This window comes from Streptomyces sp. NPDC059679, assembly GCF_042734105.1.
Lineage (GTDB): Bacteria > Actinomycetota > Actinomycetes > Streptomycetales > Streptomycetaceae > Streptomyces.
Genome location: NZ_JBHWES010000096.1, coordinates 1 through 25,237 on the forward strand (window position 1 = coordinate 1; position 25,237 = coordinate 25,237).

A 25,237-nucleotide genomic window follows, 5' to 3' on the forward strand; every position below is an offset into this window, starting at 1 on the left:
CACCCACATGCGCGGCCACGGCCTGCTCCAGGAACTCGACCGCTACACGGCCAACGACTTCCCCAAGGTGGCCGAGGCCGTCAGCAAACGGCACTGGGTCGTCACCCGGGTCGAAGAACTGCCCTTCGTCCTGCACCGCTGTTTCAACTCCATGCTGACCGGCCGCCCGGGCCCCGTGCACCTCGAAGTGCCGATGGATGTGCAGGCCGAGGCGGCGAACGTGGAACTTCACGACCTCGCCAAGCGCCTTCCCGTCGGCCGCCAGCACCCCGACCCGGAAGCGGTGGACCGCGCCGTCGACGTACTGCGTACCGCCACGCGACCGGTCATCGTGGTGGGCGGCGGGGCCATCACGTCCGAGGCATCCGACCAGGTCCTCGCGCTCGCCGAGCGGTGGCAGATCCCGGTCGTGACCACGTGGAACGGCAAGAGCGCTTTCCCTGAGGACCACGAGCTCTTCGCCGGCAGCGTCGGCCAGACCGGCACCCCGGTCGGCAACGCGATCGCGAGCTCCGCCGACGTCGTGATCTCCGTCGGATGTCGCTTCACCGACTGGTCGGCCTCCAGCTACGCGAAGGGCGTCAGCTTCTCCATCCCGTCCGCGAAACTCATCCACATCGACATCGACCCGCACGAGATCGGCAAGAACTACCCCGCCGAGGTGGGCATCGTCGCCGACGCGCAACGAGCCGTGGCCGCGATCGTGGACTCCCTGCCCACCAAGGGCGTCGACCGCTCCGAATACCTGGCCGAACTCGCCACGCTCAAGCGGGACTGGGAGGAGAAGCTCGCCGGCCGCCGTGACAGCGACCGCTTCCCGTTCACCTCGCAGCGTCCGCTCGGCGCCCTGCGGTCGGTCCTGCCGCGCGACGCGATCATCGTCGCCGGATCGGGCAACACCCAGGGGGCGGTCAAGCAGACGTTCCCCGTGTACGAACCTCGCACCCACCTCACCTCCGGCGGCTTCTCGTCGATGGGCTGGGCTGTCCCGGCCGCAGTCGGTGCGAAGCTGGGCGCCCCGGATCGCCCGGTGGTCTGCGTCCTCGGTGACGGTGACTTCCTCATGACCGCCCAGGAGATCGCCCTGAGCGTCACGGCCGGTGCGCCGGTGGTCTTCGTCGTCCAGAACAACGCGGGGTACATGTCGATCCGCGGCGGCCAGCGCAAGCAGACCTCGCGGCACATCGGTGTCGAGTTCTCCCACCCCGACGGCTCGCCGTACAGCCCCGACTTCGCCGCCATGGGCCGGTCCTTCGGGATCGAATCATGGAAGGTCTCCGACTCCGACTCCCTCGAATCGACCTTGCGCAAGGCCGTCCAGTCGGGCGAACCGGCCCTGGTCGAGGTGCCAACGGACCGCGACGCCGCCGGCCCCTGGGTGCCGGGCTGGTGGGACTTCCCGGTGCCGGCGTACATCACGGACGAGCGGCAGGACGAGTACCAGCGGACCAGGGCCACCGAGCAGCACCTCTGAGAAGGCTCAGTGCCCATCGACCCCGGCCAGATCACCGGGGTCCCCCGCCCGTGCAGCAGAAGGTCCAGCTGCACGGGCGGCTGGCGTGTTGACAGGAAGTCAGTCGGTGTCGAGGCGATGCCGTGGTTCCCCGTTCCGTCGCGCCCGTATGACAGGCGTCGATCTCGCATTGGCGGGAGAGGCGGCTTGGTGCTCGTGCTGGGGGCGGCAGATACCGCTGCTTGGCCTGTGGGTGCCGGAATCTGGGCTCTTGCAAGATTTTCGTGATGGGGTGACAGTGCGTCATCTTGGTTTCATCGTGCGGAGTGTGTGACGAGCTGCTGGGCCTTGTGTTCCCGCATCTGGAGAAGGTGAGAACTCGCGCCAGGTCGTGCCGGCGCGACGTGGGACCGGATCGATGCCCGCAGCGTTCAGAATCTCCCATACGGTGGATGCGGCGATCGGATGCCCGAGACGAGCCAGCTCGCCCTGGATCCGCCTGTGGCCCCACCCCGCGTTTTCCCCGGCGAGCCGCAGAATCAGCTCCCTGAGCGCCGCCCTGGTCGGTGGTCGCCCGGTCCGGGCACGCCGCGCACTGTAGTCCCATTTCGCCGCGATGAACCTACGATGCCAGGCCAGCAAGGTGCCCGGCGTGACCGGGAAGACCTCGCGCCACCTGTAGCGGGGTATCAAGCTCGACAGCGCAGCCAGCCAGAACCGATCAACGGGCTCATACCGGACCCGGCCGCTGATCTGACGACGCAACACCGCGTTCCCGTGCCGCAACACGAGCAACTCCGCATCCTTCGTGGCCTCGCTGCGCAGCAGCATCCGGGGAATGGACAGCAGCATGCGAACGACCTTGTACACCAGTGAGACGGCCACGCGAACATGCTGCCAGCTCAAGACCGAATACCGGACGTCACCTGCAGCGACGCCTTTCCGAGCCCCACACCGTCTCCGTACGGACATCGCCGCAGCGCAGTCCGACCGCGTCGGTGTTGAGCCAGCCGACCGCCTGCCCGTCCCGCGAACCGAACTGGATGCCGCGCACGCCCAGCGCTGCCAGGTCCGTGCCGGAGACGGGAGCCATCGGACCGGTGTCCGTCAACTGTTCACAGGGGAACTCCTCGTCGGTGTCGGCTTCGTCCCATGTCCACGGTGCGACCTCATCCACGGGCTTCTTCCTTCGTGCGTGCGGTGCCCGGGTGACCTGGTGCGGACGGCCAGAGGGCGATCAGCGTGGCGGCTGCCGCCAGGGCGGCGCCGGCCAGGGCGATACTGCGGGGGCCGAAGTGCGTCATGGTGAGGCCGCCGAGGGAGGAGCCGGCGGCGATGCCAACGTTGTAGGCGATCGAGTTCCCGGCCGAGGCCGTGTCCGTGCCAGCGGGTGCGAACTCCATCACACGGTTCTGCAGCGCCGGAGTCAATGCCCCCATGGCGGACCCGGTGAGCACGAGTGTGCCAGCGGTGACCAGAGGGTTGGTTCCCACGGCGAACATCGCGAGGAGGGTGGCCGTCAGGAGGGCAGCGGGGAGTGCCACGGAGAGCCGCTGGTCACGGTCGGATAGATAACCTCCGACCGTGACCCCGCCGAAGTCGGCCAGCCCTCGAGCCACCAGCAGTGGACTTAGCAGCGCAGCTGGTATCCCGGCGACAACGGTGACGAACGTGGAGGTGTAGGTGAAGAGGGCGAAGAACCCCGCCACCGACAGCGTGGTGACGGCGAGCACCAGCGCGTAGCGCCGGGCGTCGGGTGTGGTGCCGCGCCCAGCGTGCTCGTGGTACGCCGGACTGGCCGGCATCCCCACGGCCAGGGTGAGCAACGCGAGGAGCCCCAGCCCGGCCAGGGCGAGCAACGTCACCCGCCAACTGGCCTCCTGCCCCAGCCAGGTCCCAGCGGGAACGCCCAGCATCGGACCGAGCGAACCGCCGGTGAACACGACGGCGGTCACCCTTCCGCGTACGTGGACGGGGAACATGCCAGCGGCGACTGGTGTCACGACCGCCCAGAAGATGGCCTGGCTGAGCGCGGTCAGGAGACGGGCGGTGAACAGCAGTCCGTACCCGGGCGTCACGGCCGATACGGCGGTCGCCGCCACCAGCACCGCCATGAGCCCGAGCAGCAAGGGCCGGCGCGGCACCCGTGCCACCGCCCAGGCCAACGGCAGCGAGACGACCGCGACCGTGGCCCCGTACCCGGTCACCAGCAGACCGATCCGAGATGACGACACTCCCAGGTCCGAGGACATCACCGACAGCAGACCCACCGGAACGGTCTCCACCGACACGTAGCAGAACGCTGCGACCGAGAGGGCCAGGAGCGCCGCCGTCGGCCGCTTCCCGGCTCCCTGCCATTCCCTCATGTCAGATCACCTCGGATGCCGCGACCTTCTCGAACGCCGTGAGGGCCATCTCGAGGGGTACGGGAGTCAGGGGCCAGCCGTCCGCATCCCTCACCGGCTCACCGAGACGGCGCAACAGGAACATCGAGACCGAGCCGGGAGAGGACGGGATGTGGCCGCGCTTGTTGTCACTGGCCAGCCGTTCGGCCAGCGCCTCACGGTCGACATGCGCAACGAGTTCCCCGCCCATCGCGAGGATCACGGACGTACGGTCCCCGCTCCGAGCCAGCGCGTGGTCCATCAGCGCCTCCATTAGGGACAGTTGCTTGTGTTCTTCCCCCGCGCAACGGGGGCACCCGCATCCGCCGCCGCAGACGCGCCGGCAGTGGTTCCGCGTGCAGCCACACCGCCTCATCGAGGGCGTCGATCGCGAGCGCGGGCCGCAGGGCATCGGGACAGTCGGTGCCGTAGTGATGACGAAGAAGACATAGAGACGTCTGAGGAAGACGGTCTCCACGTGCATGAAGTCGCAAGGGAGCAACGTGTGGGCCTGGGTGCGGAGGAAGGAGCGCCAGGTCTGCAGGCTTGCTCGCTGTGGTGCGGGCGGTAGACCGGAGCGGCGCAGGACGCGCCGGATCGTGGCGGCGGCAACTCGATGACCGAGCCGCCGCAGCTCGCCTGGATCCTGATGTACCCCCAGGTCGGGTTCTCCTTCGCCAAGCGCTGGATGAGGGCCGTAATCTCTTCCGACAGTGGTGGCCGGCCGGGGCCGGTTGGGGTCTGGCGCCATTTCCAGCGCACCAGACGGCGGTGCCAGTTCAGCAGAGTGCCCAGGGTGACCAGCCGATGGCGACGTAAGACGGGTGGCAGGTGCCGTGCGAGAGCGGAGAACACGGCACGATCAGCCCATGAGAGCCGCGGCCGCTCCACCTGCCGGCGCAGCACAGCGACCTCATGACGAAGCACGAGGATCTCAGCATTGTTCGCGGGGGTCGACCGGCCCAGCAAAAGGAAGCAGCCCAACAGCCGACAGAAGATCAGGTAGAGCAGTCGCAGACCCACAATCAGAGATCATGCCCGCACTTGGACCATCACAAAGCCCCAGGTCAACGACAGTACGGCGATAAAGCCACCCTTCAGGCTTCGACGTCCGTGACGAGGATGTGGCCCGTCTCTCGCCGTTCGTGCGACATCACATCAACATGCTCGGCCGGTATTCCTTCCAGCTCCCCGACCTGCCCGGCGGCCTGCGTCCGCTGCGCGATCCCGACGCCACCGACGAGGAGTGACCGGCCCTGGCCTGTGCCGCCGGATGGGAGGAACCTGGAGTCATGGGCGGGAGGTACGTCCGGCGGTGCGGCCAGTACGGCAGGGAGCTGCCCAAGGGCAGCAGGCGGTCGCACCGGTACTGCGACTCGGCCTGTCGTACGAGGGCCTGGCGGGTGAGCCGGCCCGCTGGGCAGCGATCGAAGCCGGCGGTGAGGCATACCGGGCTTGATCGAGGGCCGGAGGCACCCGTGGCCCCGCTCATGCTGCCCGGAGAGACGCTGAGGTTGAGACGTCTTCGCCCGTGGAGCACCCGTTCCCGCGTGAGTGGAACGAGATCGGACCGGCTGGCGGCCAGCCGCGCCACAACATATCGACCGGCACTGTCTGCCGTCACCAGTGGCGGCAGAACTGTCCGTCAGGCGATAGAAGTCGCCTGCCCCTCCTGTCAGCGGCAAAGCTCGGACCGGAGCCGGGCAGCCAGGTCGACCGCCGCCTCGATCTCCTCGCGGCGGATGGACACGCTCTCGACGTTGAGGCCGAACGGCACCTCGAGCCGTCGGCAGAAGGTCATCAGCTCGCGGGCGGTCGCCAGCGCATGCTCGAACGATGCCTGCAGCGTGTCATCGGCGTGCTGGAGTTCGTTGTGGATCCAGCGGGGCACGTCCACGCCGAGCCACCTCAGGAACTCCAGCGTCTTCATCGACCCGCAGACCGAGAACGTGAACACGATCGGGACGGGCGCCAGATCACGGGCGGCGCACTCGTAGCGGTAGTCCGAAACCAGGTCCTTGGCGGCGTTGACGTCGTAAACGACCTGGGTGACGAGGTAGGAGCAGCCGGCCTCCTGCTTCGCGAGCAAACGCAGGTGCTCCGTACCAGTGCGCGTGTGTCGCTCCGGGATCGCGACGCCGCCAAGCAGCAGGTCGGGCCTGAGTTCGGCCCGCAGCGACTGGGCGCGCGACAGAGTGGTGGCAACTGGCGTCTCCCGCGACGCCGCGCCCACGAAGACCGAGAGGACCCGGTCTGGCTGCTCCGTGAGCCAGCTTCGGAAGTCGCTCTCGTCGTACTTGCCGACCGCCCGGTAGACCACGACCGGCAGGTCGAGCTCTCCGAAGTGCCGGGCGAGGTACTCCGCGGGGTCCATCGTCGGCGTAAACGGGAACGGCCGCTCGGCCGGGTTCCGGTCGCTCTCGTCGTCGATGTCGTAGAGCACGAGCCCGTCGGGCTCCAGGCCGTCGAGCCGCTTGCGGGTGATGTCGGCGATCTCCTGAGCCCGCTCGGGGGTGGTCGTCTGCCTGGGCGGCGTCACCGCGAAGAACAGAAACTCACCTGCGCGGTCACAGATGCGCTGCTGGAGGTCCACGGCAGCCACCCTAACCGGCCGGCTCGTTCCGTCGTACTCCGAACGCAGCCGTAACGCCTTGCTACTGACAGTTCCCCGGCACCGTGACTACGTCCCCGCGGGTGCGCCGGGCGTCGCCGGGGGCGAGCAAGCTGGTGAGTTCGGCAATCGCCTCGGGCGACGGTTTGAAGTAGCGGCGGAAGTTCTCCGGCTTCTTGTGCCGGGACTTCGCCATCAGCATCAGCAGCGAGGCGCCCTGTTCACCGAGATGGGTCAGGGCGGAGTGACGGTACTCGTGCAGATCCCAGCCCGTGCCCGGTCCGCGCACGGCGGTGTGCTCGTCGAGCAGACGCGGGCCTGCCCGTACGACAGCCGGGCCAGTCCGGTGTCCGGGCAGACGTCATGGGGGCTGACGACTTTGCCCGGCCCCGGGCGGCGGTGGGTGACGAATACCGGGCCGTGGGTGCGGCCTTTCAGCAGACGGGGCAGGAGCCGGGCGGTGCCGGCGTCCCAGTACACGGTCTCCAGCACGTAGTCCTCGCGCGCCTGGCCGCGGCGGCGGGCCTTGGTCCGGGCGCCCTTCGCCTTGACCGGGCAGCGGCGCGCGGCGAGGTCGAGGTCCTCGATGTTCACGCCGAGGATCTCCTCAGCCCGCCCGGCGGTTTCGTAGAGCATCCGCCACAGCGTCTTCTCCCGCAGGTGTACCTCGCGCCGTGCGATCAGCCGGTCGACCGCCATCTTCGAGCGGGCTGGGGTCTCGGAGTCCGGCACCGCCAGCCGCTTCGCCCAGGCCGGGACCATCGGCCCCTCGTAGCCGCGCTCCCGGCACCAGCCCAGCCAGGACAGCACCCCCGCCCGGCGGGAGTTCCACGTGTTCACCGCGGCGGTGCCCCACAGCAGTTCCAGGGCCTCGCCGATCTCGTCGTCCGCGACCGACGCCAGCGGCCGGGCCTCGCCGAGTCGTTCCGCGGTCTTGCCCACCCCGATCCCGTGGTTGCGGACTGTGTTCGGGTTGCCGAGCGAGTCCAGGAACACGTCCGCCGCCGCGCGGACAGTCAACGCCTTCCCGGCTGGCAGCTGTACGACGGTGGGCACCGCTTCCCCCTTGCCGCAGATAACAGGGCCGCTTCACGCAGCGGCCGGAGAACGTCACCGAAGGTGACGCATCAAGCTACTGCAGATATTGGGGTGTTATCCGTGGGGCGACTTCAGACCGGTCCGCCTGCCGATGCCCCGTCAGCCGCCTACCAGTGCCAACGGAGGCTTAGCGCCGGTTTTCGTTCCGATGTTCCTCGACCCCCTAGAGGCCCGTGGGTTCAGAGAAACCGAAGCCTGTTCAGCGGGAACTCGCGGGTCGGTCCGTGTGCATCAACTGGGCGCATCCGTGAGTTCGGCGGGAACCGTGGGGTGGGCTGCGAGGCGGCGGGCTTCGGTCGTGACCTCGGCATCGACCTGGTCCACGGTTCTGTCGCCGTATTCGAGGACGTCGTACTCATCGTCGAGTTCGGCGAGCCGCTCGGTCAGAGGCAGCTCATGTCCGTAGCGCTGGTGAATCCGGAAAGTGAACTCCCGAGGCGTGAGCTCGCCGGCGAGCATGTGGCGTGCGAGGGCTCGGGCGGCGGCTTCTTGGCCGGCCTCGCTGACGACCGGATAGAAGGTGAGGCCGAGTTCGTCGAGTGCTGCGGGAAGCAAGTCGTGGACGTCGTAGTCCGCCTCGGCGCGCGTGCAGGCGGCGAGGATTCGAAGACCGGGGGTGTCAAGTCCGGCGACGAGCGCATCACAGGCGGCGTTGACGACATCGCTCGCGCGGATTTCCCCCATACTCCAGAGGGCGGCATGATCCTGTAGAGCAATTGCTGCTGCTTCGGTCGACGTCACTCGCTCATGATTCCCTTCACGGTGCGTCCCGGTCGAGCAGATTTCATTGAAGGTGCTGTTCAGCGGCCTGTTCCAGCAGGGCTCGTGCGGAGTCCGCGTAACGCATCGCGGTCTTCTCGTCGAGTCCGAAGACCTCGGCGAGATGGAGCGGGTCGGGCCCGTGGGTCAGGGCCTCTTCGAGTTGCCGGTCGACGCGGAGCCGCTCCAGCGTCGCATCCTGCCCGCGCATCGCGGCACTGATCCAGTGGTTGCTGGCGCGGCTGGTCATGTTGGCGGTCTGGTTGTTGATCAGCAGGTGGAGATTCGCGGTGTTCGGCCACCGGCGACGACGGTGCTCCAACCAGTCCAGCAGCAGCTTCAGGGTGAGATCGTCAAGCGGGCGGGCGCGTGCGGCGATGGTCAGTCGGCGGTTGCCGAGGTCGACGTCGTCGAGCATGAGGTTGGCGACCCGGGCGGCGTGGACCGCTGCGAGGGCGAGGATGAGCCGCGTCGCCGGGGTGGTGGCCGCGGCGACGGAGCGGTCGACCTGGGTGGGGACGAGCGGTTGCAGCACGGCGTACTCGTATTGCCCGACCTTGATCCGGCTGGTGGGGTTGCGGAAGATGATCCCGTTCCGCTTGGCCCAGGTGAACAGCGAGCGCAGGGCGATGAGTTGGTCGTGGCGCTGGTGGCCGTGCAGCCTCTTGATGTAGGTGAGGACTTCGTCGCGGGTCACCTCCCGCAGGTGGTCGTAGCGGTTCGACCATTCCAGCAGGGCCGGGCGGACTCGGTTGAGGTAGAGCCAGACCGTGCCTTCCCGCCGCGGGAGGCTGCGGGGGCCGCCGTCGCGCAGGACGCGGGTCCAGCGCTCGGCCTCCGAGCGGATGCCGGGGGCGAGCCCCTCCAGCCTCTTTGCGATCCAGCGTTCACCCAGCCATGGCCTCGCCGCGGGTCATTGTCAGGACTGGCCGCCACGTCGCAGGCTGGCGAGGAAGCGCCACAGTCCGGGCCGGGGCCGGTCCTGCTCCGCCGGAGTGGCAGCCGCCACCGGTTCCGGTGCGGTGGAATCGGTTGCCGCACCGGCGCTCGGGGCGCTCCGGGCGGTGGCGCCCATGGCCTCCCGCATCTGGAACCGGACCGGGAACGAGCGTAGGCCACGCACATAGGTGGAGGAGCGCCAGGGCAACTGGTCGACCGACAAGCCCAGCTCGAAGTCACATCGCTCGAACAGTCGGCTGACTGCCGTGGTCACCATCATGTCGGCCAGCCCGCGCCCTGGGCACTGATGTACTCCCGTGCCCCACGCCAGGTGGGCACGCGAGCTCTTCGACGCCTCCTGATCGATCGCGCTCAGGAACAGCGGGTCACCGTGCGCCGCTGCGATCGACGCCATGACCGCGTCGCCGGCCGCCAGCCGGAAGTCCCCCAGTACCGTGTCGGCGACGGGGAAACGGAAGGTGCAGTTGGTCCACGGCGGGGTGGCGAGATGCACCCGGTTGACCAGCTCGTCACCATGGCCGGTCGTGAGACTGACCCGCACCGAGGGATTTCCGGTGAGCACCTCCAGCACACTGTTGGTGATCGAGTGGCCCACGAGCTCGGACATGATCACAAGAATCGCGTACAGCTCGATACCGACCTGTTCCACCGACAGGAGCGGGTCGGCTGCCAGCAGCCGCGTGGTCAGGTCGTCACCGGGGTGGGACTTCTTGTACGCAGCCAGCTCGGTGGTCGCCTTCACCAGCCGCTCGGCGGCGGCAGCCGCGTCAGGACCGGCGTCCACCATCCGCCAGGAGTCCATGAAGATGTCGTCGCCCTGCTCGACGGGGAAGCCGAACAGCCGGTTGAGGACCATCAGCGGGAGTGGCCGCGCGACCTGGGCGCACAGGTCCACCCATCCGCTGGTGCCGCCCTCCGCGAAGAACGTGATCAGCTCGTCCATGTACTGGGACACGGCCTTATCCAGCTCCCAGGCCTGCGGCTTTCCCGGGTCCTGAAACGGCATCAGCGCAGAGTCCACGGCCTGACGCGTCCTCTTGTGCCGCTCATCGTCGCGCAACAGCATGTGGCCGAAATCCTGCGACGCCATCAATGGCCAGTCGGACGGCACCCGGCCCTCTCGCAGTGCACGCCAGTTGCCCATGTCCTTCTTCCACAGGGTGTCGTCACGCATCACCTCCCGGACCTCACGGAAGCCGAGAACGAGCCATGCGCGGGCGCCGAACACATCGACCGGCGCCACCTGGCCGTACCGGCTGCGCAACCGCTCGTAGACCAGGGCCGGCCGCGTCTCGAAGTCCCTGGTCATCAGGGGTTCCACACCCGTCAGGGAATACAGGTCAGTGGGGGCGGCAGCGGTGTCCGAACGAGGAGGCACTTGCGATTCCATGAAACATGTCCTTAGGACGACAGCAAAGACCGGCCGGCCAGGCGTCCGTCCGCGCGGGAAAATCCGCACGTCATCCCAGTCGCAGAGCGCGGAAGTGCTGAGAACACCCTCCGATGCGGAGACAGACTAACCACGTTTGACGCGGCTGAATAGTCACCCCTCAAGTTTGCAGTAGATCAGCCGAAATGATACCGAATCGCGTGACTGAGCTTCCCTCCTCGTAGCCCAGGCGTGGGACGAGGGCCAGGGTCGCGCGAGGTCAAGGGGTGACGGGCGCCTGTCCCGCTCGAAAAGTCATCGCCGCAGGCGAGGGGGTGCGGTCAGTCCGCTGGGATCGTGCTCTCCGTGATCGTGTCCTTGCAGTACAAGGTGACGCGGAAGCTGCTGACGGTTCTATCGGTTCTCCTCCGTCGCGGGACGGCGAAGGACGCGGAACTGCTGGTGCTGCGCCACGAGAACGCGGTCCTGCGCCGCCAGTTGGCCGAACCGTTCCCTATGAGCCCGCCGACCGGTTCTGGTTCGCGGCCCTGTCCGGGCTGATACGCCGACGTCACTGGCTCAAGATCCCCTGTCACCCATGGCGCCCTGCTTGCCTGGCACCGCAGGTTCATCGCCGCGACGTGGGACTATATCGCGCGCCGGGGCACCGGACGCTCACCAACCCCGGCCCTGATCAAGAAGCTCGTTCTGCGGCCGGCCCAGGGGAATCCCGGGTGGGGGCACAGGCGGATCCAGGAGATGGCCCGACTTGAGGGTGGTGTCGATGGCGTTCACGGCGTCGTGGGCGGCTTGGTGGGTGAGGTGAACGGCCCTCCGCTGTCAAGTTCCCTTGCAAATACGCTCGCTGATGATGTGCCCGAGGTCGGATGTGACATTGCGCTTGCCGAGAATGTCATCCGTCCTGGTCGGGGGCCCGCACCAGGCCTCACGGTCGTCGGTCGCGGTCACTCGAGTCGGCGCTCTCGCGTAGTGCATGATCCGCGCGTCATGATGATCGATCGTGCTGCTGCGACTGGCTTACCTGGGCGCGACACACGCGTTCGCGATGCTCCGCCTGCTGCCGATGACCGACCGGGACAAGGACGCCGAGATCCTCGCCCTGCGCCACCAGAACACCGTGCTGGAACGCCAACTCGGCAAGGAAAAGATCCGGTTCACGCCCAGCGATCGAGCATTCCTGGCAGCGCTGCTGCACCGGCTGCCACTGCACGTCCTGCGACAGTTACGTCTACTCGTCCGCCCCGACACGGTACTGCGTCGGCACCGCAACCTCGTCGCACGCCGCCACGCCGTCTCCTGCCGGCCCAAACGACCGGGACGACCCCCTACAGTGCGCTCCATCCGCGTCCTGGTGCTGCGCCAGGCGAAGGAGACCCGAGTTGGGGGGTACCGACGCCTGCACGGCGAGCTCCTCGTACTGGGGGTGAAGATGGGCGCGTCCACCGTCCGGGAAATCCTGAAGGAGGCCGGTATCGACCCAGCACCCGAGCGGAACTCCAGCACTTGGGCCACCTTCCTTCGCAGCCAGGCTGATGCCCTGCTGGCCTGCGACTTCATGGAAACAGTCGCCTTGTCGGGGGTTCGGATGTATGTGCTCGTGGTGATCGAACACGGCAGTCGCCGGATCCGGATCCTGGGTGCGACCGCGCATCTGATCGCCTCCTGGGTAGCGCAAGCGGCGAAAAACCTCGTCATGGACCTCGAAGACCTCGGCTGCCGGGCACGGTTCATGATCAGGGACAGGGACGGGAAGTTCCCCGAACTGTTCGATGCCGTCCTCAAGGACGCAGGGATCGACGTCGTGCTCAGCGGCATCCAGATGCCACGAATGAACTCGATCACGGAGCGCTGGATACAGACCTGTCGCCGCGAGCTCCTGGACCGGACGTTGATCTGGAACCAACGACATCTCCTCCACGCCCTGCGCGAGTACGAGCAGTTCTACAACGGACACCGACCACACCAGGGCATCGCCAACGCCAGGCCACTGCACCCATTGCCCCCGCCGATCGACAATCCCGACGCGTTAGCCCGCCTCGAGATACGCCGACACGATCGCCTCGGCGGCATCCTCCACGAATACCGACATGCAGCGTGACCTGCACGGATGAGATTTCCGGCAAGGGCAGTTTGGTCAAGGGCGTCCCGTCGCGCTGTGCCTCGCTCCCACATGCTGCGCGCCACTGGTTCCAGCGCCCGGCCCTGGCTGGTCAGAATGTAGCGGACGCGCGGAGGCCAGCCCGGGGTGCGGTGACGCTCGATGACGCCCGCACTGGTCAACTGGGTCGGCCTGTCCGAGAGAGCGGGCAGGGCGGCGGACAGTTCGGAGTATGTGGTCTGACCGCGGCGCAGGAACTCGCGGACTACCAGCGGCGTCCACCGACCACCCAGCGCGGCGGGGGTGATGTCAACAGGGCACCGCGGTTCGTGGCCAGGCGGAACGAGGGCGCTGTCCGGGCAGTCCAGCGGGCCGTCCTGATCACCCGTCGGTGCGTGTCCAACGGTTTGGTGCGTCACGAAAACCGTGAGCCGTCGGTCGGCCGATGGGCGGGGCGGATCAGTTGCGCGTGCCGGCCGGTGGGCCGACGACGGTGGTGAGCTGGAGTTTGGTCTCGTCCTCACTGCCCGGCGCGGCGGTCATGATGACAATCTTGAGCTCCGTGTCGCCGTCGGTCAGGACATCGCAGTCCACCGTGACCGGGCCCACCGACGGGTGATCGACCCTCTTGTGGACCTCGCGGTTCGCGGTCACCTCTCCCGTCGCCCACAGCTCGGCGAACCTCTCGTTGCCTGCGTTCAGGTCGCGGACCAGCGCGGCCAGGCGGCTGTCCCAGGGGAAGCGGCCGGTGGCGCGGCGCAGATCGGAGACGAGGGCGGCGTCGGCGGTGTCGGGGTCCGTCTCGGTGACCGGCCACAGCGCGAGGGGGGTGTGATCGACGTCCACCGGGAACCTGTCGCGGGCGAAGTTGCGCATCCGCGGCGGCGAGGCCAAGGGGTCTCCCAGCAGGGCGGCCCACCCGTGGTTCCACCACACCAGTTGCCAGTCCGCCGCGAACACGGCCACCGGTACGTCTCCGAGGCGGACGAGTACCCGTTGCATACCGGGCGGGAGATGGTCGCAGATCGTGCCGTCCGCCGGCGGCACGATCTGGGCCAGCCGGTAGAGGTGGTCCCGCTCGGCGGTGGACAGCTGGAGGGCGCGCGCCAGGGAAGCCACCACCGACGCCGAGGGTGTCGTGGCCCGCCCCTGCTCCAGGCGCACGACGTAGTCGACCGACACTCCGGCCAGGTCGGCCAGTTCCTCGCGCCGCAGCCCGACAGCCCGGCGCTTGCGGACGACCGGCAGCCCAGCGGCTGACGGGGGCAGCCGGTTCCGCCACGTGCGGATCATCGCGCCCAGTCCAGCTCCGGGGGGTGTCGTCGTCATGCTCTCCATCCTCCCGCGTCCCCGATCACATGCGGGGGCGCGAGGGTGGTACTGGTCTTCCCACCGTCGAAGCGTCCCTGGTCCGGCTCCCTGGTCAAGGCAACTATCGAAGGCATGACGATCACTTTCATCACCGGAGCCAACAAGGGCATCGGCCGCGAGACCGCCCGCCGCCTCATCGCGTGCGGTCACACCGTTCTCCTGGGAGCCCGCGACCGTGAGCGGGGTGAGGAAGCCGCCGCCGCGCTGGGCGCACGCTTCGTCCCCGTCGACGTGACCGACGACGCGTCCGTGGCCGCCGCCGCCGCGGACATCGCCGAGCACGAGGGCAGGATCGATATCCTGATCAACAACGCGGGGGTACAGGGACCCTTCGATGATCCCGGCGACCTCACCGCCGCCGACGCCCGCGCCGTCCTCGACGTCAACGTCATCGGCGTGGTCCGCACCACCACCGCGTTCCTGCCGCTGCTGCGCCGTTCGGACGACCCCGTGATCATCAACGTCAGCAGCGGCATGGGCTCCCTCGCCTTCACCCACGACCCCCGCCGGTCCGAGTCGCACGTCGTCGTGCCGCTGTACGCCTCCTCGAAGGCGGCGCTGACGATGTTGACCACGCAGTACGCCAAAGGGCTTAAGGGCATTCGCGTCAACGCCGCCGACCCCGGCTACACCGCGACCGACATAAACGGTCACAGCGGCTCCCAGACCGTCACCGAGGGTACGGACGCGATCGTCGCCCTCGCCACCGAGGGGCCCGATGCCGGCACCGGACGCTTCATCGACCGCCATGGCGAGATCGCCTGGTCCTGAGACCGGCGGTGCCGGGTCACCGGCCCTGAAGAACAGAACGGGCGGAACATCGAGACCGGTCCCGGACAGGAGAACCGCTGCCGCTACTGGCGTCGGCGGAACCTCCGGCCAAGGTGATCAGGACGTACGAGCCGGGGCCCGGCACGTCGAGACGGTAGCCGCCGTCGGGGCCGGTGACCGCGCGGTCCAGACGGCGTTCCACATCTCCGCCGCCTTCTTGGTGGTCGCCGCCCTCGTCGCCGCGTTTGTACTCAAGCAGAAGGGCTGGGAGAGCGTCGCCGAGGCAGATGCCGCCGTCGGGATGGCGGAAGGATAACGATGCTGCGGCAGCTCGGGTTCCTGACCGGAACTACGTGACGCACCGGACTTGCGAGTGAGCACGGAGACCACCCGCACCACCCACCTCCTGCGCGCCCTGCTCGTCCTGACGAATCTTGAAGTCAACCGCTGACAGACGATCTACTCCGGAGACTGCCGCCTCCGACCAGCGTGAGAACCTCGGGAGACCGTCACGCCAGCCCTTTGACCTGTGCCTTCAAGTTGGCGGAGGCTCAGTGACCGCCGGTCAGAGCGCCGATGCCCACCTCGGCACGGGACCATCCCCGCGGGTGCGGGGATCAGACTCCGCGACCTGGGGGTTTACCGCCCAGCGTCCCCAGTATTGAACACTTCCAGAAATTCCGACATCAAGGACATAAAGACATCGCTTCCCATGGAGACTTTGCCCTGGGCACTCGCGCATACAACCTTACGGATGGTCAGCAGGGCAGCAGTTGAAACAAGATGAGCAACGCAAACTCCGTACGCGGGTGCCCGGCCGCGGCAGCGGAGCGCACGGGACAGATCGCGAACTCACTCCCCTCGGGTGTGGCGGCTCGAGGGAATTGTCGAGCGGTCCCACTGCTGGGTGGGTCGGCTTCGGATGATGCAGCCGAAGACTCTCCTTCGCAGCATGGCACCAACACCCACGTCCCGCCTAGGCGGCTGCTCCGGAGGCGAGAGGGCGCTGCACGGACGCCTTGGTCCAACCGGGGCTTCCTCACACTCCGGGCGGCCGCCACGCGGCACCTTCGGGGCAGGCACCGCCGACTCTCCAAAGGGGTCGCCGCCGGTCAACCTCCTTGGGGAACTTCTTGTGATGGCAAGGTGATGGCAGTCGCCCTTGCTACGCCATGATCAGCCACCTTTTACGCCGGGCATCGGCGCCTCCACGGTGGAGTCACGCACTCCCCCACCGGAGGTGAACGCAGTGACTTCTCAGTCTGCTGAACGCGGCCGGGTGTACCGGCGTTGTGGCTGCCGCCGCCCGGACGGCCGGCAGTTCGGCGCCGGCTGCCCCCGACTCCAGGACGGTTCAAGGCACGGGACCTGGGCCTTTGCCGTCGACCTGCCCTCGGCCGACGGCAAGCGCCATCCGCTCTGCCGTAGCGGATTCACCACTCGCAAGGCCGCCGAGACAGCACTCGAGCGCGCCCTGGAATCCGAGCGCACCGGCCTGGACCGCAGCGAGGACCTCACCCTCGCCACGTATCTGGCCGAGTGGCTGCGTCTCAAGGGAAAGATGCTCAAGCCCACCACGTTCGCCCGCTACCGCGACCACGTACACGCCGGCCTCATCCCCTCCTTCGGACGGCTGCCCCTGACCGACCTGCGAGCCCGGCACATCACCGCCTGGAGCGAGGCCGAACTCGCCCGCGGACGCGGGCGCACCGCCGTCTACCGGATCGGCGCCACCTTCTCCAGCGCACTCAGCCACGCCGTGCGCACCCGTGTGATCCCGGCCAACCCATGCCGCTACGTCCTGCTGCCCCGACCGGTCGCGCCGGAGCGCATCTGCTGGAACCCCACCCAGGCCGCGGCGTTCCTGCGGCACAACCACGCTCACTAACGGCGACCAGATGGCCGATCTGTTCGAGCTGCTGCTGGGCACCGGCATGCGCCGGGGTGAATCCCTGGGCCTGCACTGGACCGACGTCCACCTGGCCGAGCGGATACTACTGGTGCCCTGGAGCCTGACGGCCGTGAACAACAACCACCTCTACCTCGGCCACCCCAAAACCAAAGCCAGCCGCAACTGGGTCAGCCTGGCCCCGCGCGTGGTCACCGCCCTCGACCGCCAAGCCGCACTCGCCCGGGCCGGCCAGCCCAAAGGGACGCCGCTGGAAGGGCTGGTCTTCAGCCGCCCCGACGGATCCCCGCTGCGCCCGCAAGGCGTGCTGGTCGAGCTGCGGCGGCGCGCCGCCGAGCTCGGCCTGCCGCGGATCGGCGTGCACGACCTGCGACACACCGCCGCCACCATCATGATCAGCTCGCGGGTACCGCTGGCCGTGGTCTCCAAGACACTGCGCCACTCGACACTGGCCACCAACGTCAACCTCTACGGCCACCTGCTCCCCCACGCCGCCCGCGACGCCGTCACCGCCATCAGCACAGCCCTGGAACGCGCCGACCGCAGACACGCCACCACCAATCCTGGCGGAGCGTCAGAACAACGGGCGGCCTGAACCCTCCGCCCGCCCCGCTCCCGCTTGGCTTTCTCTCTGCTGCGGTGCCCCTGGCCAGGGGCACCGCATCGGCGCCGCCCCAGCATTCACCGGGTGTCATCACGTCGCCATCACGTGTCACACGCACGCAAACAGCGGGCCTGCCATCACTGGCAAACCCGCTGGTCACACCGTCGGGACGACAGGATTTGAACCTGCGACCCCTTGACCCCCATTTCGTACTCGTGGGGCGACCGGACCCACGCATTTCTGACTCGCCAGGCGCAGGCGTGGAGCCACTCGGCTCGCCACGCTGGGAGTGTCTGAGACCTCCGTGCGCACCAGGAGGAAGGGATGGGCGATGACCGAGCATCGCAGGCCGGTTGTCTCGTACAAGACGTACCGGGAAGCCGAACGCGCCGTTGACCACCTCTCTGACCACGGGTTTCCCGTGGAGAGCGTGGCGATCATCGGCCAGGACCTGCGCGTGGTCGAGCAAGTGATTGGCCGGGATGGACTACGACGGAGCGGCGAGCGGCGCTCCCCGGTGTCCTGATCGGCTGGCTGTTCGGCCTTGTGAACTGGCTCGATCCCGTCGTCTCCGCCCTGCTCCTCGCCCTGTACGGGTTGATCTTCGGAGCGATCGTCGGCGCGCTGTTCGGCATGATGCTGCACGCCCTGCAGGGCGGTCGCCGGGATTTCGCCTTGCCCCGCTCGATGCAGCCGAGCCGGTACGAGGTCGTCGTGGACCAGGCGGTCGCCGACGAGGCTGTACGGCTGATCGGCGGGCTGCAGACCACCGGCGGAGGGTCCACCTCTACCTGAACGAACATGATCCGGAAAGTCGGCGCAGGCGCCGGACCGGGAGGAGTCCCTTATGGCGAAGGCAGTGGGCATCGACCTGGGCACCACCAACTCGGTGATCGCCGTGTGGGAGGGCGGCGAGCCGTCCGTCGTGCCCAACAGCGAGGGCAACCGCACGACACCGTCCGTGGTGGCCTTCACCGATACTGGCGAGCGCCTGGTGGGCCAGCTGGCCCGGCGCCAGGCGATCCTCAACCCGAAGGGCACCATCTACTCGGCCAAGCGGTTCATCGGCCGGCACTTCGACGAGATCTCCGACGAGGCCAGGGCGGTGGCGTATGACGTCGTCGAGGGCGACGGCGGGGCGGCCCGCTTCAAGGTGCGCGACAAGCTGTACGCGCCTGAGGAGATCAGCGCCCAGGTGCTGCGGAAACTCGCCGACGACGCTTCCAAGCAGCTGGGGGAACGGGTCACGGAGGCGGTCATCACGGTGCCCGCCTACTTCAATGACGCTCAGCGCACCGCCACCAAGGACGCCGGACGGATCGCGGGACTGGAGGTGCTGCGGATCATCAACGAGCCGACCGCGGCGGCCCTCGCGTACGGCATGGACAAGAAGCAACACGAGACCGTCCTCGTCTTCGACCTGGGCGGCGGCACCTTCGACGTGAGCATCCTCGACGTCGGCGACGGCGTGGTGGAGGTGCGCTCCACCGCCGGCGACAGCCATCTGGGCGGCGACGACTTCGACCGGCGTCTGGTGGATTACCTCGCGGACGACTTCCAGAAGGAGAACGGCATCGACCTGCGCAAGGACCCGCAGGCGCTGCAACGCCTGTTCGAGGCGGCGGAGAAGGCCAAGACCGAGCTCAGCTCGGTGACGCAGACGCAGGTGAGCCTGCCGTTCATCACCGCCGACGCCTCGGGCCCCAAGCATCTCACCGACTCGATCATGCGGTCCACGTTCGAGCAGATCACCAGCGACCTGGTGGAGCGGTGCCTGGGACCGGTCCAGCAGGCCATGGCCGACGCCAAGGTCGGCGAGAGCGACATCGACGAGGTCATCCTCGTCGGCGGTTCCACACGTATCCCGGCGGTCCAGACCCTCGTGCGTCGGCTGACCGGCGGCAAGGAACCCAACATGAGCGTCAACCCCGATGAGGTCGTCGCCCTGGGCGCCGCGATCCAGGCCGGGGTGCTCAAGGGCGAGGTCAAGGACGTCCTGCTGCTCGACGTCACACCCCTGTCGCTGGGTGTCGAGACACGCGGTGGCGTGATGACGAAGATCATCGAGCGGAACACCACCATCCCCGTCCGCCGCACCGAAACCTTCTCCACCGCCGAGGACAACCAGCCCGCCGTCGACATCGTCGTCCTCCAGGGCGAGCGCGAACGGGCCGCCGACAACCGGGTGCTCGGCCGGTTCCAGCTCACCGACATCCGCCCGGCGCCGCGGGGCGAACCGCAGATCGAGGTCACCTTCGACATTGACGCCAACGGCATCCTCAACGTCAAGGCACGTGACCGGGACACCGGCAAAGAACAGGGCATCACCATCAGCGAGAGCTCCAACCTGGACCGCAGTGAGGTCGAACGCATGGTCCAGGAGGCCGAGCGCAACCGGGGCCAGGACCAGGCACTCCGCGAGGCCGTCGACGCCCGCAACGAGCTCGACGCCGTGGCCTACCAGGTCGAGAAGCGCCTGGCCGAACTGGGCGATGCAGCGCCCGCGCACGAGAAGGCACGCGCCGAGATGCTCGTGTCCGACGCCCGGGCGGCGGTCAAGGACGAGGCGGGTGTGGAGCGCGTGCGGCCCCTGACCTCCGAGCTCCAGCAGGTGCTCGCCGGACTGGCGGCCCATCAGGGCGCCGCTACCGCAGGCGGTCCCGGCCAGGACACCGGGGGCGGCGCGACCGGTGGCGGCCCGAGCGGCGGTGGCGGTGACGACGACGTCATCGATGCCGAGTTCGACAAGGACTGAGGCGCGCCATGTCCAGCCGCCCCCAGGAACCCGACCGGGCCGCGTCGGAGCCGGTCGAACCGGTCCCGGAAGGCGCCGTACGCCCTCCTCGTGAGGATTTGCCGCAACCGGGTCCGCCGCCCCGGCCGGAAGCGGCGAATGACGAACCGGGACCCGACGCCGCCGGACCCACGCCTGCCGAGGACGAGTACACGACCGTGATCCAGGAACTGGAGGACCGCTGGCGGCGCGCGCTCGCCGACCTCGACAACCTTCGCAAGCGCCACGCCAGGGAACTGGAGCGGGAGCGTACTGTCGAGCGGTCCCGCACGGCGGCCGCCTTCCTGCCCGTCCTGGACAATCTCGAGCTCGCCCTGACCCATGCCGGCGCCGATCCGGGTGCGATCGTGGAGGGCGTCCGGGCGGTCCGCGACCAGGCGGTGAACGTCCTCGAACTGCTCGGCTACCCGCGGCACGCGGAGACCGGCGTCGCCTTCGACCCGGCCCAGCATGAGGTGGTCGGCGTCGTCCAGGACCCCGACGCCCCACCGGGAACCGTCGTCGAGGTGCTGCGCCCCGGCTACAGGGACGGCGAACGACAGCTCAGGCCCGCCGCCGTGACGGTCGCGAAGCGGGAGTGACCGGTCATGGCACGGGACTTCTACGAGGTGCTGGGCGTGTCGCGGACCGCGAGCCAGGACGAGATCCAGCAGGCATATCGCAAGCTCGCCCGCAAGTACCACCCCGACGTCAACAAGGACCCCGGGGCGGAGGAGCGTTTCAAGGACCTCAACGAGGCATACAGCGTCCTGTCGGACCCGAAGACCCGGGCCCGTTACGACCGCTTCGGCGAGGACTTCCGCAAGATCCCCGAGGACTTCGACGAGCGGGTCGCCGCCGGAGCGGGCGGCGGCTTCCGCGCTCGGAGGACCGCGGGCGCGGGCGGCCCCCGTGTCCGGTACGCCACCGGCTTCGGCGACGACTTCGGAGCGGAGGGTATCGACATCGAGGACCTGCTCGGCTCCATGTTCGGAGCCGGCGCCGCCCGAGGCGGCGTGGCCGGAGCGGACCAGGAGGCCGAACTCCCGCTCACCGTCGAGGAGGCGTACCGAGGCGGCCGTCGCACCGTCACGCTCGCCGGTCCCACGGGGCAGCCGCGGCGGTACGAGGTCGACGTGCCACCGGGTGTCACCGACGGGCAGCGCATCCGGCTGTCGGGCGAGGGCGGCCGGGGCAGTGGTGACGCCCCCGCGGGCGACCTGTACCTGCGAGTACGTATCCAGCCCCACCCCCGGTTCCGGCTGGACGGCCGCGACGTGCACGTACAGGTCCCGGTCGCCCCCTGGGAGGCGGCCCTGGGCGCGACCGTGCCGGTGCCCACCCCCGGCGGCGGCACGGCCAAGGTCACGGTGCCCGCGGGCTCGTCCAGCGGCCGGCGGCTGCGGCTGCGCGGCGAGGGCATGCCGAACCCGCGAGGCGCGAACGGCGACCTGTACGCCGAACTCCGTGTCATGGTGCCGCCCGCCCTCGGCGACCGGGAGCGCGAACTGTTCGAGGAGCTCGCCGCCACCTCCTCGTTCGACCCCAGGAGGACGCGATGAACGACCGACCCGCGGGAGCGGCAGGCATCGGCCGGGCCGGCGTGGGCGACCGTCCGGTACGGACGGGCGCCGACGTCACCGCCTCGGCGGCTGTCCGGTACGCGCTCGTGCCTGTCCCCAGGCTCTCGCTGGACACCCTGACCCGTCGCTCGGGCCTCCACCCCGATCTGATCCGCCGGTTCGTCGCCCTCGGCCTGGTCGACGCCGAGCGCGATGCCGCGAAGCACCTGGTGTTCGACCCCACGGCCCCGGCGGTCCTCGCCCGCATCCAGCGGCTGCGCTCCGGACTCTGCCTCAACTACGCATCCATCGGTCTGGTGCTGGACCTGCTGGACCGCATCAGCCTGCTCGAAGCCGCCCTGCACCGCGCCGGCACGAGGAGTGAAACACCCCCATGGACATGAACAGTCTCACCCAGAAGTCCCAGGAAGCCCTGCAGGAGGCCCAGACCGCGGCCGTCCGCAGGGGGCAGACCGAGGTCGACGGGGAACACCTGCTGCTTGCGCTTCTCGGTCAGGAGGACGGTCTGATCCCGCGGTTGCTGCAACAGGCCGGCACCGAGCCGAAGGAGCTGCGCGCTGCCGTGCGCGAGGAACTCTCCCGCCGTCCGAAGGTCACCGGCCCCGGCGCGGCACCCGGCCAGGTCTTCGTCACTCAGCGCCTCGCCGGCCTGCTCGATGCCGCCGAACGGGAGGCCAAACGCCTCAAGGACGAGTACGTGTCCGTGGAGCACCTCCTGCTCGCCCTGGCCGAGGAGGGCTCTTCAACCGCCGCCGGGCGACTGCTCAAACAGGCCGGCATCACCAGGGACTCGTTCCTGAGCGCGCTCACCCAGGTCCGCGGCAACCAGCGCGTCACCTCCGCCAACCCCGAAGTGGCCTACGAGGCTCTGGAGAAGTACGGCCGCGATCTCGTCGCCGAGGCCAGGGGCGGCAGGCTCGACCCGGTCATCGGCCGGGACGCCGAGATCCGCCGCGTCACCCAGATCCTCAGCCGCAAGACCAAGAACAACCCCGTCCTCATCGGCGACCCCGGCGTCGGCAAGACCGCCATCGTCGAGGGCCTCGCCCAGCGCATCGTCCGCGGCGACGTGCCCGAAGGACTCCGCGACAAGACGGTGTTCGCCCTCGACATGGGCTCCCTGGTCGCCGGCGCCAAGTACCGCGGTGAGTTCGAGGAACGCCTCAAGGCCGTGCTCAGCGAGGTCAAGGCCGCCCAAGGGCGCATCCTGCTCTTCGTCGACGAACTGCACACCGTCGTCGGCGCGGGCGCCGCCGAAGGCGCCATGGACGCGGGCAACATGCTCAAGCCCATGCTGGCCCGCGGCGAGCTCCATATGATCGGCGCCACCACGCTCCAGGAGTACCGCAAACACATCGAGAAGGACGCCGCGCTGGAGCGCCGCTTCCAGCAGGTGCTGGTGGACGAGCCGTCCGTCGAGGACACCATCTCGATCCTGCGCGGACTGCGCGAACGCCTGGAGGTCTTCCACGGCGTGAAGATCCAGGACACCGCGCTGGTCTCCGCGGCCACCCTCAGCCACCGCTACATCACCGACCGATTCCTGCCCGACAAGGCCATCGACCTCGTCGACGAGGCATGCGCCCGGCTGCGCACCGAGATCGACTCGATGCCCGCCGAACTCGACGAGATCACCCGCCGCGTCACCCGCCTGGAGATCGAGGAGGCGGCCCTGTCCAAGGAGACCGACCCCGCCAGCAAATCCCGCCTGGAGGAACTGCGCAGGGAACTGGCCGACCTGCGCGGCGAGGCCGACGCCAAACACGCCCAGTGGGAGGCCGAACGGCAGGCCATCCGCCGCGTGCAGGAACTGCGCCAGGAACTGGAGCAGATCCGCCACGAAGCGGAGGAGGCCGAACGCGCCTACGACCTCAACCGAGCCGCCGAACTGCGCTACGGCCGCCTTCAGGACCTGGAGCGCCGGCTCGCCGCAGAGGAGGAGCAACTGGCCGCCAAACAAGGACAGAACCGGCTGCTGCGGGAGGTCGTCACCGAGGAGGAGATCGCTGAGATCGTCGCCGCCTGGACCGGCATCCCCGTCGCCCGTCTCCAGGAGGGCGAACGCGAGAAACTGCTGCGCCTCGACGAGATCCTGCGCGAGCGGGTCATCGGCCAGGACGAGGCCGTCAAGCTCGTCGCCGACGCCATCATCCGCGCCCGCTCCGGCATCCGCGACCCACGTCGCCCCATCGGCTCGTTCATCTTCCTCGGCCCCACCGGCGTCGGGAAGACCGAGCTGGCCAAGACCCTCGCCCGGGCCCTGTTCGACTCCGAGGAGAACATGGTCCGCCTCGATATGAGCGAGTACCAGGAGCGTCACACCGTCAGCCGGCTCATGGGCGCACCGCCCGGATACGTCGGCTACGAGGAAGGCGGCCAGCTCACCGAGGCCGTACGCCGCAAGCCGTACTCGGTTGTGCTGTTCGACGAGATCGAGAAGGCGCACACCGATGTCTTCAACACCCTGCTGCAGATCCTCGATGACGGCCGCATCACCGATGCTCAGGGCCGCACTGTCGACTTCCGCAACACCGTGATCATCATGACGTCCAACATCGGCTCCGAGCACCTCCTCGACGGCGCCACCGCCGAGGGTGAGATCAAGCCCGACGCCCGCGCCCTGGTGATGGGCGAGCTGCGCGGGCACTTCCGCCCGGAATTCCTCAACCGCGTCGACGACATCGTGCTGTTCAAGCCGCTCGGTGAGCGGCAGATCGAGCGGATCGTGGAGCTGCAGTTCGACGAACTGCGCCGCCGACTCGCCGAACGCCGCATCACCGTCGAACTGACCAACGCAGCAAGGGAATTGATCGCCCACCAGGGCTACGACCCGGTCTACGGGGCCCGACCGCTGCGCCGCTACATCTCCCACGAGGTCGAAACCCTCGTCGGACGGTCCCTGCTGCGCGGCGACGTCCAGGACGGCGCGAAGGTCCGCATCGACGCCGAGCACGGAGAACTGGTGGTCACCTACGACCAGCCCGAGGACGTGAAGGGAGCGAGGGCGGCATGAGCACCGTGCAAGCCACCAACATCACCTGCCCGCACTGCGGGCGTACCAACCGGGTGCCGGCGGCCGCCGAGGGCCGCCCCAGGTGCGGCAACTGCAAGCAGCCGCTGCCGTGGATGGCCGACGCGGGCGACGACGACTTCACCGACGTCGTCGAGCAGGCCACCGTGCCCGTCGTCGTGGACCTGTGGGCCACCTGGTGCGGCCCCTGCCGCATGGTCAGCCCCGCACTGGAGGAAGTCGCCGCCGACCTCGCAGGAACGATCAAGCTGGTCAAGGTCGACATCGACAAGAACCCGCGCCTGGCGCGGCGGTTCGAGGTGCAGGCGGTACCGACGCTGCTGGTCCTCGACAAAGGACAGACCATCGCCCGACAGGCGGGTGCCGCACCTGCCCCTGCCTTGCGGCGGTGGGTGGAGCAGTCGCTCGCGGGCCGCGCACCGGCTGGGAAAGGATGATCGGC

Annotated in this window: 21 protein-coding genes and 5 pseudogenes; 14 read left to right on the top strand and 12 right to left on the bottom strand. The window is 68.7% G+C overall.

Annotated elements, in window-relative coordinates; genetic code table 11:
* Positions 1–1,474 (top strand): thiamine pyrophosphate-binding protein (locus ACFV2X_RS50600; protein ID WP_385629936.1); only part of this gene is annotated, 1,474 nt, incomplete at its 5' end.
* Positions 1,475–1,828: 354 nt separating this feature from the next.
* On the opposite strand, the pseudogene ACFV2X_RS50605 reads toward ACFV2X_RS50600, so the two are convergent.
* From ACFV2X_RS50605 to ACFV2X_RS50650, 10 genes and pseudogenes are all read right to left on the bottom strand, one after another.
* Positions 1,829–2,338, bottom strand: a pseudogene (locus tag ACFV2X_RS50605) (integrase); the annotation flags it as partial.
* A gap of 37 nt (positions 2,339–2,375) precedes the next feature.
* Positions 2,376–2,630, bottom strand: coding sequence for a hypothetical protein (locus ACFV2X_RS50610; protein ID WP_385629938.1), 255 nt, complete (start codon positions 2,628–2,630; stop codon positions 2,376–2,378).
* Entirely contained in the window at positions 2,623–3,819 is a 1,197-nt protein-coding gene (locus ACFV2X_RS50615; RefSeq protein WP_385629941.1) for an MFS transporter, read from the bottom strand. The genes ACFV2X_RS50610 and ACFV2X_RS50615 overlap by 8 nt, the downstream gene beginning before the upstream one ends.
* A 1-nt stretch (position 3,820) precedes the next feature.
* Positions 3,821–4,099, bottom strand: coding sequence for a hypothetical protein (locus tag ACFV2X_RS50620; protein ID WP_385630000.1), 279 nt, complete (start codon positions 4,097–4,099; stop codon positions 3,821–3,823).
* Positions 4,100–4,261: 162 nt separating this feature from the next.
* Positions 4,262–4,860 (bottom strand): annotated as a pseudogene (locus ACFV2X_RS50625) (IS3 family transposase); the annotation flags it as partial.
* A 652-nt stretch (positions 4,861–5,512) separates the two neighbouring features.
* Complete coding sequence (locus tag ACFV2X_RS50630) at positions 5,513–6,430, bottom strand: methylenetetrahydrofolate reductase (protein WP_385629943.1); 918 nt, start codon at positions 6,428–6,430, stop codon at positions 5,513–5,515.
* Positions 6,431–6,491: 61 nt separating this feature from the next.
* Positions 6,492–7,504 (bottom strand): annotated as a pseudogene (locus ACFV2X_RS50635) (tyrosine-type recombinase/integrase).
* Between the two features lie 273 nt (positions 7,505–7,777).
* The gene (locus ACFV2X_RS50640) at positions 7,778–8,287 is read right to left on the bottom strand and encodes a hypothetical protein (RefSeq protein ID WP_385629944.1); all 510 of its coding nucleotides are present in this window, start codon (positions 8,285–8,287) and stop codon (positions 7,778–7,780) included.
* Positions 8,288–8,330: 43 nt separating this feature from the next.
* On the bottom strand, positions 8,331–9,002 hold the full coding sequence (locus ACFV2X_RS50645; RefSeq protein WP_385629945.1) for a hypothetical protein: 672 nt from the start codon (positions 9,000–9,002) through the stop codon (positions 8,331–8,333).
* Between the two features lie 222 nt (positions 9,003–9,224).
* Complete coding sequence (locus ACFV2X_RS50650; protein WP_385629947.1) at positions 9,225–10,574, bottom strand: cytochrome P450; 1,350 nt, start codon at positions 10,572–10,574, stop codon at positions 9,225–9,227.
* Positions 10,575–11,000: 426 nt separating this feature from the next.
* On the opposite strand from ACFV2X_RS50650, the pseudogene ACFV2X_RS50655 reads away from it, so the two are divergent.
* Positions 11,001–11,405 (top strand): annotated as a pseudogene (locus tag ACFV2X_RS50655) (integrase); the annotation flags it as partial.
* A 250-nt stretch (positions 11,406–11,655) separates the two neighbouring features.
* Positions 11,656–12,753 carry an integrase core domain-containing protein gene (locus ACFV2X_RS50660; protein WP_385629950.1) on the top strand — a complete coding sequence of 366 codons (1,098 nt, stop codon included), beginning with the start codon at positions 11,656–11,658 and terminating at the stop codon, positions 12,751–12,753.
* A 68-nt stretch (positions 12,754–12,821) separates the two neighbouring features.
* On the opposite strand, the pseudogene ACFV2X_RS50665 reads toward ACFV2X_RS50660, so the two are convergent.
* Together ACFV2X_RS50665 and ACFV2X_RS50670 are read right to left on the bottom strand one after the other, a co-directional pair.
* Positions 12,822–13,277, bottom strand: a pseudogene (locus tag ACFV2X_RS50665) (winged helix-turn-helix transcriptional regulator); the annotation flags it as partial.
* Positions 13,213–14,091 (bottom strand): helix-turn-helix transcriptional regulator, encoded by an 879-nt coding sequence (locus ACFV2X_RS50670; protein ID WP_385629952.1) that lies wholly within the window; start codon positions 14,089–14,091, stop codon positions 13,213–13,215. The pseudogene ACFV2X_RS50665 and the gene ACFV2X_RS50670, both read right to left, overlap by 65 nt.
* 105 nt (positions 14,092–14,196) lie before the next feature.
* Here ACFV2X_RS50670 and ACFV2X_RS50675 point away from each other — a divergent pair, with 105 nt between their 5' ends.
* The 11 genes from ACFV2X_RS50675 (at position 14,197) to trxA (ending at position 25,232) form a co-directional block, all read left to right on the top strand.
* Positions 14,197–14,895: an SDR family NAD(P)-dependent oxidoreductase gene (locus ACFV2X_RS50675; protein ID WP_385629955.1), complete on the top strand. Its 699-nt coding sequence runs from the start codon at positions 14,197–14,199 to the stop codon at positions 14,893–14,895.
* A 1,249-nt stretch (positions 14,896–16,144) separates the two neighbouring features.
* Positions 16,145–16,783, top strand: a complete 639-nt coding sequence (locus ACFV2X_RS50680; protein ID WP_385629957.1) for a hypothetical protein — start codon at positions 16,145–16,147, stop codon at positions 16,781–16,783.
* Positions 16,784–16,793: 10 nt separating this feature from the next.
* Positions 16,794–17,399 carry a site-specific integrase gene (locus ACFV2X_RS50685; protein WP_385629960.1) on the top strand — a complete coding sequence of 202 codons (606 nt, stop codon included), beginning with the start codon at positions 16,794–16,796 and terminating at the stop codon, positions 17,397–17,399.
* A 340-nt stretch (positions 17,400–17,739) separates the two neighbouring features.
* Positions 17,740–17,934: a general stress protein gene (locus tag ACFV2X_RS50690; RefSeq protein WP_385629962.1), complete on the top strand. Its 195-nt coding sequence runs from the start codon at positions 17,740–17,742 to the stop codon at positions 17,932–17,934.
* A gap of 20 nt (positions 17,935–17,954) precedes the next feature.
* Positions 17,955–18,203: a hypothetical protein gene (locus ACFV2X_RS50695; protein ID WP_385629964.1), complete on the top strand. Its 249-nt coding sequence runs from the start codon at positions 17,955–17,957 to the stop codon at positions 18,201–18,203.
* 52 nt (positions 18,204–18,255) lie between these two features.
* Positions 18,256–20,163, top strand: coding sequence for a molecular chaperone DnaK (gene dnaK, locus ACFV2X_RS50700; RefSeq protein WP_385629967.1), 1,908 nt, complete (start codon positions 18,256–18,258; stop codon positions 20,161–20,163).
* A gap of 8 nt (positions 20,164–20,171) precedes the next feature.
* Positions 20,172–20,783, top strand: a complete 612-nt coding sequence (locus ACFV2X_RS50705; protein WP_385629969.1) for a nucleotide exchange factor GrpE — start codon at positions 20,172–20,174, stop codon at positions 20,781–20,783.
* A 6-nt stretch (positions 20,784–20,789) separates the two neighbouring features.
* A complete protein-coding gene (locus tag ACFV2X_RS50710) occupies positions 20,790–21,743 on the top strand; it encodes a DnaJ C-terminal domain-containing protein (protein ID WP_385629972.1) in 954 nt (317 codons plus the stop codon).
* Positions 21,740–22,147, top strand: coding sequence for a chaperone modulator CbpM (locus tag ACFV2X_RS50715; RefSeq protein ID WP_385629974.1), 408 nt, complete (start codon positions 21,740–21,742; stop codon positions 22,145–22,147). Before ACFV2X_RS50710 ends, ACFV2X_RS50715 begins: the two co-directional genes overlap by 4 nt.
* The gene (gene clpB, locus ACFV2X_RS50720) at positions 22,138–24,777 is read left to right on the top strand and encodes an ATP-dependent chaperone ClpB (RefSeq protein WP_385629977.1); all 2,640 of its coding nucleotides are present in this window, start codon (positions 22,138–22,140) and stop codon (positions 24,775–24,777) included. Before ACFV2X_RS50715 ends, clpB begins: the two co-directional genes overlap by 10 nt.
* On the top strand, positions 24,774–25,232 hold the full coding sequence (gene trxA / locus ACFV2X_RS50725; RefSeq protein ID WP_385629980.1) for a thioredoxin: 459 nt from the start codon (positions 24,774–24,776) through the stop codon (positions 25,230–25,232). Before clpB ends, trxA begins: the two co-directional genes overlap by 4 nt.
* The last annotated feature ends 5 nt before the right edge of the window (positions 25,233–25,237 follow it).